This window comes from Pseudogemmobacter sp. TB195 (assembly GCF_058313095.1).
Window position 1 is genome coordinate 16273 of the sequence record NZ_JBZEGG010000033.1, and the last position, 12949, is coordinate 29221.

Annotated in this window: 7 protein-coding genes and 3 pseudogenes; 4 read left to right on the top strand and 6 right to left on the bottom strand. The window is 63.5% G+C overall.

Going from position 1 to position 12949, the window contains the following annotated elements; all coding sequences use genetic code 11:
- Positions 1 to 95 precede the first annotated feature (95 nt).
- Positions 96 to 2878: pseudogene (locus AC4FS3_RS25095) on the top strand (Tn3 family transposase).
- Between the two features lie 719 nt (positions 2879 to 3597).
- Here AC4FS3_RS25095 and AC4FS3_RS25100 read toward each other — a convergent pair.
- The 5 genes and pseudogenes from AC4FS3_RS25100 to AC4FS3_RS25120 all read right to left on the bottom strand — a co-directional run.
- Positions 3598 to 3834, bottom strand: a pseudogene (locus AC4FS3_RS25100) (integrase core domain-containing protein); the annotation flags it as partial.
- A 35-nt stretch (positions 3835 to 3869) separates the two neighbouring features.
- A complete protein-coding gene (locus tag AC4FS3_RS25105; RefSeq protein WP_136857822.1) occupies positions 3870 to 4808 on the bottom strand; it encodes an IS110 family RNA-guided transposase in 939 nt (312 codons plus the stop codon).
- Between the two features lie 215 nt (positions 4809 to 5023).
- Positions 5024 to 5320: pseudogene (locus tag AC4FS3_RS25110) on the bottom strand (transposase); the annotation flags it as partial.
- Between the two features lie 47 nt (positions 5321 to 5367).
- Positions 5368 to 7758, bottom strand: coding sequence for a YbcC family protein (locus tag AC4FS3_RS25115; protein ID WP_491022771.1), 2391 nt, complete (start codon positions 7756 to 7758; stop codon positions 5368 to 5370).
- Positions 7759 to 7789: 31 nt separating this feature from the next.
- Positions 7790 to 9328, bottom strand: a complete 1539-nt coding sequence (locus AC4FS3_RS25120; protein ID WP_491022772.1) for a proton-conducting transporter transmembrane domain-containing protein — start codon at positions 9326 to 9328, stop codon at positions 7790 to 7792.
- Between the two features lie 98 nt (positions 9329 to 9426).
- Here AC4FS3_RS25120 and AC4FS3_RS25125 point away from each other — a divergent pair, with 98 nt between their 5' ends.
- The 3 genes from AC4FS3_RS25125 (at position 9427) to AC4FS3_RS25135 (ending at position 11825) form a co-directional block, all read left to right on the top strand.
- Positions 9427 to 10299 carry a LysR family transcriptional regulator gene (locus AC4FS3_RS25125; RefSeq protein WP_491022773.1) on the top strand — a complete coding sequence of 291 codons (873 nt, stop codon included), beginning with the start codon at positions 9427 to 9429 and terminating at the stop codon, positions 10297 to 10299.
- 290 nt (positions 10300 to 10589) lie between these two features.
- Positions 10590 to 11498, top strand: a complete 909-nt coding sequence (locus AC4FS3_RS25130) for a calcium/sodium antiporter (protein ID WP_042250039.1) — start codon at positions 10590 to 10592, stop codon at positions 11496 to 11498.
- A 96-nt stretch (positions 11499 to 11594) separates the two neighbouring features.
- Positions 11595 to 11825 (top strand): hypothetical protein, encoded by a 231-nt coding sequence (locus tag AC4FS3_RS25135; protein ID WP_491022774.1) that lies wholly within the window; start codon positions 11595 to 11597, stop codon positions 11823 to 11825.
- A 132-nt stretch (positions 11826 to 11957) separates the two neighbouring features.
- Here the strand turns inward: AC4FS3_RS25135 and AC4FS3_RS25140 are convergent, their stop codons facing one another.
- On the bottom strand, positions 11958 to 12926 hold the full coding sequence (locus AC4FS3_RS25140) for a magnesium and cobalt transport protein CorA (protein WP_042250041.1): 969 nt from the start codon (positions 12924 to 12926) through the stop codon (positions 11958 to 11960).
- Positions 12927 to 12949: the final 23 nt, after the last annotated feature.

Below are 12949 nucleotides of genomic sequence, written 5' to 3' on the forward strand. Positions count from 1 at the left end.
CATATGTAGAAAGCAAAAGAAATATGGCGCATCGTACTATCCTCACCGAGCGTCAGCGCTCAGTACTTTTTGATCTTCCGATCGATGAAACGGCGATGTTGCGCCACTACATCCTTGCGGACGACGATCTGGAAATCATCCGCGCCCGCCGCCGCCCCCACAATCGTTTTGGGTTTGCTCTCCAGCTTTGCGCATTGCGCTATCCCGGTCGGTTGTTGACCCCGGGCGAGGTCATTCCAATGGAGATCACGCGCTTCCTGGCAGCGCAACTTGGGCTGAAGTCAGACGATCTGGCTGGATATGCAAGCCGCGAAGAAACGCGTCATGAACACCTGGCGGCCCTGCGGGATCTCTATGGCTACAAGATGTTCACTGGCCGAGGGTCGCGCGACCTGAAGGCCTGGCTGGAGAGAACAGCCGAAACCGCCCGATCGAACGAGGATTTGGCGCGGCGTTTCGTGGAACAATGCCGGGCGACCCAGACCATACTACCGGGGATCACGGTTATCGAACGCCTTTGCGCGGATGCACTCGTTGCTGCAGAGCGACGGATCGACGCTCGGATTGCCGACCGGCTGGATGATGAGATGTGCAGCCGACTTGACGCCTTGCTGACGGAAACGGCGGACAGTTCTGTCACCCGCTTTGTCTGGCTGCGCCAGTTTGAGGTGGGCCAGAACTCGGCGGACATGAACCGGCTGCTCGACCGGTTGGAATTCTTGCAGGCCATGGCCGTGGACAGAAGCATCCTGTCGGGTGTGCCACCCCACCGTATCGCGCGCCTCCGAAGGCAAGGGGAACGATATTTCGCAGGAGATCTGCGGGATATTTCAGGCGACCGCCGCCTTGCCATCCTCGCGGTCTGCGCTTTGGAATGGCGCAGTGCCATTGCCGATGCAGTGGTCGAAAGCCATGACCGGATTGTGGGGAAGACGTGGCGTGAGGCGAAACGCGTATGCGATGCTCGGGCAGATGACGCCAAGGCTGCTTTGAAAGACACCTTGCAGGGCTTCTCAAATTTTGGATCAGCTCTGCTGGAAGCATATGAAGATCAGGCCTCCCTGATGGAGGCCGTCCAAAACGCCGGAGGCTGGTCATCGCTGAGGGGGCTTGTTTCCACCGCCGCCCAACTGACCGACACATTGGCGGCTGATCCACTGGCACATGTTGTTCACGGGTATCATCGCTTCCGACGCTATGCGCCGCGCATGCTCCGGGCGCTCGATATTCAGGCGGCCCCGGTGGCCGAACCGTTGCTTGCCGCCGCCGACATCGTCGCGGGTACGGAAACGACAACTACCCGGCCACTGACCTTTCTGCGCCGGGCTTCGAAATGGCATCGACACTTGAATCACGACGATGGGAACCGGCTTTGGGAGGTGGCGGTCCTGTGCCACCTACGCGACGCATTCCGTGCCGGCGACATCTGGCTCGCACATTCCCGCCGGTATGGTGATCTCAAGGACGCGCTGGTTCCGACGGAAGTTGCCAGGGCCACGCCAAAACTGGCCATGCCGTTTGAACCGGAGCTCTGGCTCGCGGATCGAAAATCTCGCCTAGCAGATGGCTTGGAACGACTGGCCCGCGCCGCCAGGGCGGGTGCCATTCCGGGAGGTTCTATCGAAGATGGCGTGCTCAAGATCGACCGTCTGACGGCCGCTGTCCCCGAAGAGGCCGATGCCATGGTGCTCGATCTCCACAACCGCCTGCCAGAGATCAGGATCACAGACCTCCTGCTCGAAGTGGATGACGAGATCGGCTTTACCGAGGCCTTCACCCATCTGCGCACCGGCGTTCCATGCAAAGACAGGGTCGGCATGTTGAACGTGCTGCTGGCTGAGGGGCTGAACCTTGGCCTCAGCAAAATGGCTGGGGCCACGAACACCCATGATTATTTCCAGCTCTCGCGCTTGTCGCGCTGGCATGTGGAAAGCGAGGCGATGGCACGCGCCTTGGCCATGGTGATCGAAGGTCAATCTGCCTTGCCGATGGCCCGGTTTTGGGGCGCAGGGCAGACCGCTTCGAGCGACGGGCAATTCTTCCCGACCACGCGCCAGGGCGAGGCGATGAACCCGGTCTGAAAGCCTATACCCATGTCTCTGACCAGTTCGGCCCTTTCGCCACCCAGACCATCCCGGCCACGGTGAACGAGGCCCCTTACATCCTGGACGGCCTGTTGATGACAGACGCAGGTCAGAAAATCCGCGAACAGTATGCCGACACGGGCGGCTTTACCGACCACGTCTTCGCCGTCACTGCCCTTCTGGGCTTTCAGTTCATCCCCCGCATCCGGGATCTGCCATCCAAGCGCCTCTACCTCTTCAATCCGGCATCCTGCCCGAAAGAATTGAAGGGGTTGATCGGCGGCAAGGTCAGGGAACCTGTCATCAGCTCGAACTGGCCCGACATCCTACGCGCAGCGGCCACCATGGTGGCGGGCGCGATGCCGCCAAGCCAACTCTTGCGAAAATTCGCTGCATATCCCCGACAGCATGAACTTGCGGTCGCATTGCGCGAAATCGGCCGGATCGAACGGACGCTGTTCATCATCGATTGGCTGCTGGATGCCGACATGCAACGCCGTGCCCAAATCGGCCTGAATAAGGGCGAAGCGCATCATGCGCTGAAAAACGCCCTGCGCATAGGGCGCCAAGGTGAAATCCGTGATCGAACAGCCCAAGGCCAGCACTTCCGAATGGCCGGGCTGAACCTCCTCGCCGCCATCATCATTTACTGGAACACCAGACATCTCGGTCACGCTGTCGATAGTCGCCGCAGTGATGGTTTGGACTGCTCAGCAAACCTTCTGGCGCATATTTTACCCCTCGGGTGGGCGCACATCCTTCTCACCGGTGAATACAGGTGGCCCAAAAGATGACCAAACGGCCTTAGCGTAGGATTCTGCACTCTTCGGCATCAGACCCCTGAAACCGGACCACCCGATAGGGGCAGGCCACTGGAAGCCCGAGAATAGCGCATATAGAAGACGTCTTTGTATCTCTGTTTTCGACTCCGTTTACTATCATGCAACAGCGCATGCGGCCGGGACAGGCTTGAGGCAATCGTCACTTAGGCTGTTGCGTCCAGTCTGCCGCTGCACGTCGCCTTTCATGCCCGGGGCTTCCTGCTGCGCGGCCTGATATGCCTGTCTGCTGCGGGTTTGCCAGGTCTGATATGGGTTGATGCGGCGCGGTCGCCAGTGAGCGCGCCTAGGAGCCACAAGTCCTCATCCCATCTTGGCTTCCGCTCGAGCGAAACTGATCGTGCGCGCCAAAGTGTCGCCCGTGTTGTTGGTTTACGTGCGGAAGTTTCTCTGGACCCGAACCGGCACAATTGATTTGGTATCGTTTGATACCTTTAGTCTGTTCGGTCACGGACGGCAGCGCAGTCCTTTTTTTCCAGAAGGGTCTGTGCCTGCAAATTGGTATGACATCCGTTCCACTATAATCTACGATTGTAGGGTAGCAAAGCCGGGTACCGAAGGCTTGGTCGCCGGGAACTGTGCCCATCCTTTTATGGGTAGAATTCTGGTTCGGTAAAGGCGGGCGGGCGTTGAAAAACATGTTCGCCAACTGGCACGTGTGAACCGCCCCGGATTTACCGGAGAGTTTCTGGTTCAATAATTAGGGGACTTTTTTCGACAGCTTTCAAGTTTGCATAGAAGGCCTCCTCTGCTTCTTGCGGCGTGACATAGCCAATGGCGCTGTGCAGGCGGGTGTTGTTATACCAGTCGACCCATTTCAAGGTTTCCCATTCGACCTGACCAACGGACTTCGAAGGGCCGAGGAACTTGATGACCTCGGTTTTGAAAAGGCCGTTGATGCTTTCAGCGATCATTTACGGAATGGGTGGTCGAGTATCCGTTTTGGTCAAGGGCGCTCCGGCTGCCAATCGCGGGCGTCGCGCAGCAGCGTGTTCGCGAGAACCAACATGCGGCGCATGACGGCGGTGATTGCTACTTTCTTGGCTTTACCGGCCTTCACGAGCTGCTGATTCTTGTCATGAAGATCTCGATTGAAACGGATCGCGACCAGCGTCGGCATGTAGATTGCCCGCCGGATTGATGACCGGCCGCCGGTAACGCGTTCCTTGCCCTGCCACTTTCCAGACTGCTGCGTCATTGGCGCCAACCCGGCCAGAGCAGTGATCTTCTTGCTGTCGAGATGCCCCAGTTCTGGCATGTCGATCAGCATTGTGGTGGCGGTCAGACGGCCGATCCCCGGGATGGTCATCAATCGACGAATGCGCTCTTCGAGGGTGCCTCGCTGCTTGGCGATCTGCGCGATTACTTCATCAAGCGCCTTGATATCGGTGCCAATGTCATCAATGCGGCGACAGATCTGTTCTCGCACGAGCGGATTGATTGCCGTAGCAAGTCTGGTCTTCGCAGTGACCTGATCCCTGACGAGGGCCCGGCGGGCTGTCAGCAACTCCCTGGGATCATGAACCTCTTCGCCCTCGACATCCTGTGGGGCCAGATCGAGCACCACCCCCATGCGCGCCAGCATCCTGGCATCGACGCTGTCGGTCTTCGCCAGTCGACCAATGGCCTGTGCAAATCGGCGCGCCTGCTTTGGATTGACTTTAATGAAGGGCCGCCCTGCCAGGCTGAGATGTCGCTCCAGGCCACGATGGTAGGCGCCGGTCGCCTCGAAGACGATCAGCACACCCTCCTCCTCACCAAGCCAGTCGCACATCTGGCCGAACCCTTCATCCGTGTTCGGCAGGCGGCGCGCTTCGGATCGGGAATGCCAGAATGCGTCGAGACGGTCTTTCGAGACGTCGATGCCGATGGTATCCTTGGCCATCTTTCTTTCCACTTTTGCTTGTCGTTCGGGCCCGAAGCCCACGTATCCGTTCAGGTCGTCAGAAAAGACGGGGGCTCGTCAACTCGACCGCGGTCCTGCAAGACCAAGCTCCGCACGACGCCACCCCCGCCGCTGCCCCGCAGTTTGCGGTGCCGGGCAGCGGCTCCCTTTTGCCTCAACAGCCACGGATTCCATAAGACAAGCTCCGCCATCGCAAAATACGCTGATGCCTTGCGAAGGATCTCGTTGGCTTGCCTGAGTTCACGGTTCTCACGCTCCAAGGCTTTGATTCGTGCCTTTTCCTCGCTCGTCGGTCCGGACAGTTCGCCTGCATCACGCGCGGCGCGCCGATACCAGTCCCGCCGGCTGAAAGACGAACAACACAGCTTCGAGGCAATTGCCCGGTAGGCGGCACTGTCGCTGCTGTAATCAGAACGATGGTCGCGGAAAAGCCGAGCGCCGCGCGCGCGGAACTCGGCCGTGTAGCTCGGGGTGTGTTTCTTTTCTGTCATGAGGCTTACCCTTTGAGAGTTTTACTCTCCGGTAAACCCGGGGCGGTTCAATACGGCTTGTTTCCGTTAAAAGGGGGAGTTCCTCCACTCGTCTCCTTACGCCAGCCCTTTCCGGGACGATGGCGTGCGACGACGCGGCCCCCCTCCAGCGCCAGCAGATGCAGCCAGCCGTTGTCGAACAGGCGCGCCACGTCCGGATGGCGACCAAGGATCGCGTCGATGGCGGATGTCGGGGCGTCCAGCATCACCGTCAGCCGCAGCGGGTCGTGGACGGTGCGGGTGCCGTCATGGACCGCCTGCCACGGCAGGCCGGGGCGCAGCCGGCCGCCATTGCCCTCGACCACGCCGATGCCGCCGGTGACGTTGTGGATCAGCTTGGTGCCGCCCCCGAACAGGGGCGGGGCCACGGTCGAGCCATAGTATTGCAGGCTGATCCAGCTGGCGACGACGACCGGGGCGGTCAGGATCAGCTCCAGAACCGTGAAATCAGGGTCCAGCGCGCGGTCATAGCTGTGCAGGAAGGCGCGCCCGCCCAGGTCGATCCCGCGCGTGACGGCGCGCGGCGCGGCGATGAAGGCGGCGCATCCGGCCAGCCCCCATTCCGGCCGCGTCTCGGCCCAGTTCGACGCCCGCGCCGCCACCGTGGCGGGGCTTGCCCCCGGCAGGCGTGCCGCGCGGACCGTGCGGTTGCACGCACCGGCGCGGTCCAGCCAGTCGGTGGCGCGGGCCAGATCGCCCGCGTGGCTTGCCGGCGCATCGGCGGCGTGCAGCGTCACCTGATCCGTCGTGGTGTCATGCAGCGCCCCGACGAACAGCGTATCATCGGGCAACGTGATGCCGTGATCGGGCAGGGCCGCCCGTGTCTGGGGGTCGTTCAGCAGGTCCGCCAGCACGCGAGCCGAAACCTCTCCGGTCTGGCCGCCGCAGGCGCCGCAGTGATAGGCGCTGTGATGCGGGTTGTTCGTCATGCTGGCGCCGTGGCCGACCAGCAGGACCAGCCTTGCATGCCCCGCGACCAGGCCCATGGCGCGCAGGATGGTGGCGGCCAGCCGTCCCTTGTCCGCCGTCGACATCGGCGCGGACAGGCGGGGCGCGCCCGCAGGGGCAGGGGCGGCGTCGCGGCCCATCGCCCCCTTCAGGAGCTTCATCCCGTAGAGCGGCCCGACCGCCTCGACAAAGGCAAAGGACGACACCGCGGCCTGCCGGAACCGGTCCCAGGCCCGCGTGGCCCGGGCGGCGATGCGCGCGGCATCCTCGGCCTGATCCTGGCTGGTTGCGTCAAGCGAGGGGGTCAGCAGCACCGGCAGATGCGGCACCGCCCGGACGCTGGCCTGGGTGTGATGCTGCAATGGCAGGCCGAAGAAGCCCGCAAAGCCATAGGTCTCGGCGTCCGGGGCGACCTCCTCCAGCGCGCGGCGAAACGGTTCGGACCGGACGTCGATGCAGAACGCCGCCTGCATCGCCGGACGGGACAGGGTCGGGCGCGACCCCGACAGGCATGCCGCAAGGCCGCGCTGATAGGCGCGTTCGGCCGCGTCCTGGGCGATCGCATCCGCCACCTGATCGGCCGACGGCTGGACCGGCCGCGCATGCGCGCGCACCGCGTCGGCCCAGGGATCGGCCAGGTCAGGGCAATGCGCCAGCAGCGCCTCCTCCCAGATCAGGCGGATCGCCAGCAGGTCGATCAGGGTGCCATCGGTGCCCCCCGCCTGTTCGGCCTGCCAGGACAGCCATCGCGCGTGCTGTGCCCAGCCCCCCAGGTCGACCAGCAGCCGATGGAACGCGGTCGGCGCCGCGTCGGGCGTCAGGGCCAGCCGTTCGGCCGCCCGCAGGATGACGCGTTCCGCATTGTCAGGGGCGGCCGCGACATGGGCGCAGAAGCCGCGCAGGCCCGCGATTTCCGGCGTTAGGTCATGGGTCGCCCATTCCTTCCACGCCGCAAGCGCGCTGGTGCCGGGCGCGGGCGTCCACAGCGCCTGGCCCTGATCAAAGCGCCCCGCGGCCCACAGGCCGATGCTGCGGGCAATGACCTCGGGCCAGTCGGTGCCGTCATGGCGTGCGGCCAGATCGGCGACCGTCGGCAGGGCGCGGGGGATCGGCGCCGTCGCCTTCAGCCGCAGCTTCAGCATGCCCAGGTCGACCGGCTTCAGCGCCGACGGGCAGGCGATCAGCGCCGCCGCCAGGTCGTCGTCGGTGATGCGCCCGTCTGCCATCATCGCCCCGAACGCGGCCCGTGGGCGGGTTGCCGATAGCCCCGCGACGCGGGCCAGCCTGGCCGAGGCGGTGGCCAGGTCATCGTCCGACTGGCCCAGAAAGGGGTTCACCGCGACGGTGGCCGTCAGCGGGAAAGCCGGGGGGATGGTGCGTGCGGCCTGGGTCGCGGCCGCCAGCAGGCTGGCCGCATGATCGGGGGTGACGCCGGCGTGATCGTGGAACATGGGAACCTCGGATGGCAATGGGGGGTAGGGATCAGTTGGACCGCGCGGCGCGAAAGCCGCCGATCAGCCGGTCGAACAGGGCGTTCAGGTACAATCCGTTGGCCAGGTGGACGCGCAGTCCCGCCATCGCCGGGTGATGCGCCCACAGCGGAAACAGCGCCTGCGCCACCGCGACCATCCCGAACGAGATCACCGCCAGCGCGATCAGCGCCCATTCCAGCGCGCCGGGCGACGGCGGCAGCGGCAGATGCGGCCCCCACAGTGCGCCTGCCAGCAGGTGAAAGCCGAAATAGCCAAGCGCCGCCGTAACCGACGCCATTGCCGTGCGCCGCGTCAGCGCCCGCGGGGCCGCATCGGCCAGCCCCTGCGCAACCAGATAGGCGGTGCCGAAGATCAGGATCGCGCCCAAGGCCAGCGCCTGCGCCGATTTCTGTCCGCCGATCGCCGCGAATCCAAGCGCGACAGTCGCATAGAGGGCAAGGGCCAGCGCAAAGGCCTGCGCGACGGCACCGATGCCCGGCACGGCGACGGGGCCGGGGCGACCCGCCGCGGCCACCGCCGCGACCGCGTTGCCCGAGGCCAGGAACCCATGCGCCTTGTACAGCCCATGCGCTACGATATGCAGCAGTGCCAGCGACCACAGGCCCAGCCCGCATTGCATCAGCATGAACCCCATCTGCGCGACGGTGGACCACGCCAAGGCCGTCTTGACCGCGCTTTGGATCAGCATGACCGCCGCCCCGAACAGCGCGGTCAGACCGCCCATGGTGACCAGCACCGCCATCGCGCCGGGGCTGGCCTGGACCAGATCGGCCGTGCGGATCAGCAGCAGGCCGCCCGCGTTTATGACCCCCGCATGCAGCAGGGCAGAGACCGGGGTCGGGGCCTCCATCACCTCGGTCAGCCAGCCATGCAGGGGAAAGGCCGCCGATTTCAGCAGCGCCGTCAGCACCAGCGCCGCAACCGCCCCCTGTGCGGCGGGGGTCAGCGGCCCGGTCGCCGCGGCCTTCAGCGCGGCCAGATCGGTCGTGCCGAAGGCGACCCACGCCAGGACCGCGGCCAGAACCAGCGCCACGTCGCCTGCACCCCAGACCCGCACGAACTTGGCCGCCGCACGCCGTGCCGCGGGCCGATCGGGATAGAACAGCAGCAGGTCGCGCATCGCCGCGCCGATGACCATCGTGCAGACCGCCATCAGCGCCAGATCGCCGGCCTGCACAAGCACCAGCACTGCGGCCAGCACGATCAGGATGCCCGCCTGCGCCCGGGGGGCGCGCGCCTCTCCGTGCAGATAGGTCCGGCAATAGCGCAGGACGATCCAGCCGACGAAGGCGACCAGCACCGCCATGGTGACCCCGATCGCATCCAGCGTCAGGCCGACTCCCGGCAACAGGGCCAGCGCTTGCGCCCCGCCGGTCATCAGCTGCACCGCCCCGGCCAGCGACAGGGCCAAGGCGCATAACGCCGCGGTTTCCGCTAGGCGCGGGCCGGGCCTGACGCGGGTCAGCAGGGCCGCGGCAACAAGCAACAGGGGGCCAAAGGCGGTCAGGGGCAGGATCTGGGTTGTCATAAGGGGCTCCGCGACAGTGTCCGGCATCGGATAGCCGCTGGAGATCATTCTTAAAAATACATATAATATGCCGAACCGTTCTATATTGTGGAACCATCGTGAACCTGCACCATCTTCGCCTGTTCCGCGCCGTGGCCCTGGACGGCACGCTGACCGGCGCTGCGCGGCGGCTGAACCTGTCGCAATCGGCGCTGTCCACGCAGTTGCGCCTGCTGGAGGCGTCGCTGGGTCATGACCTGTTCGAACGGCGGGGACGGGGGCTGATCCTGACCGAAGCCGGCCGGATCGCGCTGGATCATGCCGAGGCGATCTTTCGCACCGCCGACGATCTGACCGCCATCCTGCGCGAGACGGGCCGGTCGCGGCACGCCCTGCGGGTAGGGGCGCTGGCCACCCTGTCGCGCAATTTCCAGATGCTGTTCCTGCGACCGCTGATCGGCCGCCCCGATGTCGAGGTCGTGCTGCGATCCGGCACCCAGGCAGAGCTGCTGCGCAATCTGGAGGGGCTGTCGCTGGATGTCGTGCTGACGAACCTGGCCCCCGCCCGCGATGCCGCCAGCCCGTGGCTGATCCATCGGCTGGCCGAACAGCCGGTCAGCCTGATCGGACGGCCGGACCTGGTGGGCAAGGATCGGTCGCTGGCCCAGCTGCTGCGGTCGGAACCCCTGGTCCTGCCGGTGCCTGAAACGGCGCTGCGGGCCGATTTCGACACGATGGCCGCCCGGATGGGCATCGTGCCGCTGATCGCCGCCGAGGCGGACGACATGGCGATGCTGCGCCTGCTGGCGCGCGAGGGGGCGGGGATCGCGGTGATCCCACCCATCGTCGTGCGGGACGAGCTGGACGCCGGGACGCTTGTCGAGGCCGCCCGACTGGCGGGCATCAGCGAGACGTTCTACGCCGTCACGCAGCACCGCCGCTTTCCGAACCCGCTTCTGGCGGACGTGCTGTCGCTTTGCGATAACAGGTGATCAGCAGTTTCAGCGCCTGCTGGCCTACAACAGGACCACCTGCTCGATATCAGGGTCGACTATGTTCGAGACAGCTCACCACCCGGCGCAATGAACTTTCAAGGCAGGGTGGGCCGTGCTCTGCAATGACGCCGCTTGGTCAGGTTGAATTTCGATAGCGTGCGGGTTCGCAACCGTTTTGAGCAAGGGCTAACCGATGGCACCGATAAAGGAAGGGGGTGGACTTGTTGTTTTAGAAGAGAAATCTCATATGAAATGAACCGTGCCTCCGGGCCAACTTTGGATCGATCATGACATATCTGCTTTTTGCTCTTGGGCTTGTGGCACTTTTCTTCGGGGGTGAGGCCCTCGTCAGGGGCGCGACGGCCATTGCCCGTCACTTCCGCCTGTCGCCAATGGTGATCGGCCTGACCATCGTGGGCTTTGGAACATCCGCACCCGAAATGCTGGTTTCCGTGCAAGCAGCGCTTGCAGGTCAGCCCGCCATTGCGATCGGGAACGTCCTGGGCTCGAACATCGCCAACATTCTGCTGATCCTCGGCATTTCAGCGGTCGTTGCCCCGCTCATCATCCCTGTGAAAAAGCTCTGGCGTGATCTCGGCTTCATGCTGTTGGCGACGGCGACCATCTGGATCATGCTCCTGGACGGCAATGTCACCCGGCTGGACGGCGTGGTGCTGATTGCTGGCCTTATCGTCTTCCTCGTCACCGCTTTCATGACCAGCAAGGTGGAAACCCCTGAGGTCGAGCTTGGGGATTCCCCTCAGTGGAAAGCCTGGGCAATGACCTTGGGGGGCTTGGTTGTCCTCGTCATCGGCGCCCGGTTGCTGGTGGACAGCGCGACGGAACTGGCACGCGCGTTCGGCATATCCGAGGCGGTGATCGGCCTGACGATCGTGGCGGTAGGAACCTCGCTCCCGGAACTGGCAACGTCCCTGATCGCAGCCATCCGCAAGCAGACCGAGATCGCCGTAGGCAACATCGTCGGCTCGAACATCTTCAACATCTTTGGCATCCTCGGCACCACGGCGCTGATCCATCCGATCGTTGCAGATCCGCGCTTTGCCTCCATCGACATGATCTGGGTGACGATTGCCGCTGTGGGGCTCTCCGTGCTGGCATTCGTCCTTGGGGGCCTACCGCGCATCGCAGGTTTTGTCCTCATGGCGACCTATGCCGGGTATGTGGCCTTGATCTAACTAGGCGGTTTCTGAGTTGCATGGCCCATCGCAGCCATTTGCTATCACCCACAGTGCAGCATTCGCATCCATACAGGCGCATTAGCTGGTCCCCGCTTGACCAGCACTTTGCGCGTGGCCTTGGATGCCCTTTGCCGCCCTCTTGGGAGAGCCATACCCGATCACAAGCATGACGCCCTCAAAGTGATCGGCATGACACTTGGTGCAAATCCAGTTGGCATCGAGTTCGCTTTTGCAGACCAGACAGGGATCATCCTCGACGTTGAAGTCGAGCGGAAATGGGACAGGGACTACCGCAATGGCGCACATGGTCTGTCTCATCAATGATCATCATTTACTATACACAAAATACCGTCAGGAACTGACAGCTATGCGACACCGGTGCCAAGCGATTCATGAGGCTGCCATGAGAGAGGCAGTGGCTTTTCCAGCCAGAGCTTTTCTTTGCAGGCGATCCAGTCAAAGCCAGCCAAGCCGCTTGAAGCGGACATAGAGGAACGTGCAGGCTCCCACGATGGCCGATAGCACGACAAAGTAGCCGTACCTGGTCGATAGTTCGGGCATGTTCTCGAAATTCATGCCGTAGATCCCTGCAATTGCCGTCGGCACGGCGAGGATGGCCGCCCACGCCGCCAGTTGGCGGGTGATGATGCCTGTGCGTTGCTGCTCCAGCAGGTTGCTGAACTCAAAAACCGAGGCCAGGACCTGAAGCAGCCCATCGACCATGGTCTGCACGCGCCGGACATGATCCAGGACATCGCTGAAGTACGGTCTTGTGTTCGCGTCGATGCAGGGAAGGTCCTGTCGGACCAGCTTGCCGGCGACTTCGCCCATGGGGCCCAGCACCCGCTGAAACCTGGTCAGATGGCGACGGAGCGCGAAGATGCGCGTGATCTCTTCGCGTCCGAGAAAAGTGTCGATGGTCTGCTGCTCCATCAACAGCACCTTCTCTTCGATCTGCTCGACGATGGGCAGATAGCCGTCGACGATGTAATCCAGAATGGCGTGCAGAACGTAGTCGACCCCGTGGATCAGCAGGCTCGGGACCGCCTCCAGCTGCGCACGCAACGCGATGTGAGATCGGGCCGATCCGTGGCGCACGCTGATGATATGGCTGTGGCCGACGAAGATGGCGGTTTCGCCATAGGTGATCGTATCGCCTTCCAGACGCGCAGTCCGCGCAACGACGAACAGCTGTTCGCCATAGATGTCCACCTTGGGCAGTTGATCCGCCTTTACGGCATCCTCGATGGCCAGCGGATGCAGGTCGTACTGCTCTTTGAGCGTCTGCATCTCCTCTTCGGTGGGATCACAGATCCCGATCCAGACGAACTCGGAGTTGTCCGAGGGGCAGTCGATCTTCTCGGTGATCGACACCTCGCGCACGCGCTTGCCGTGGCGGTAGAGATAGGCAGCAACGACCGTCATGGTAACCTTTGCGAACGATAGGC

What these genes read in the sequence shown, in the direction of transcription:
- AC4FS3_RS25105 (WP_136857822.1), bottom strand. Translation starts at nt 4,808, where the DNA reads ATGGCCAAGGATACCATCGGCATCGACGTCTCGAAAGACCGTCTCGAC.
- AC4FS3_RS25115 (WP_491022771.1), bottom strand. Translation starts at nt 7,758, where the DNA reads ATGTTCCACGATCACGCCGGCGTCACCCCCGATCATGCGGCCAGCCTG.
- AC4FS3_RS25120 (WP_491022772.1), bottom strand. Translation starts at nt 9,328, where the DNA reads ATGACAACCCAGATCCTGCCCCTGACCGCCTTTGGCCCCCTGTTGCTT.
- AC4FS3_RS25130 (WP_042250039.1), top strand. Translation starts at nt 10,590, where the DNA reads ATGACATATCTGCTTTTTGCTCTTGGGCTTGTGGCACTTTTCTTCGGG.
- AC4FS3_RS25140 (WP_042250041.1), bottom strand. Translation starts at nt 12,926, where the DNA reads ATGACGGTCGTTGCTGCCTATCTCTACCGCCACGGCAAGCGCGTGCGC.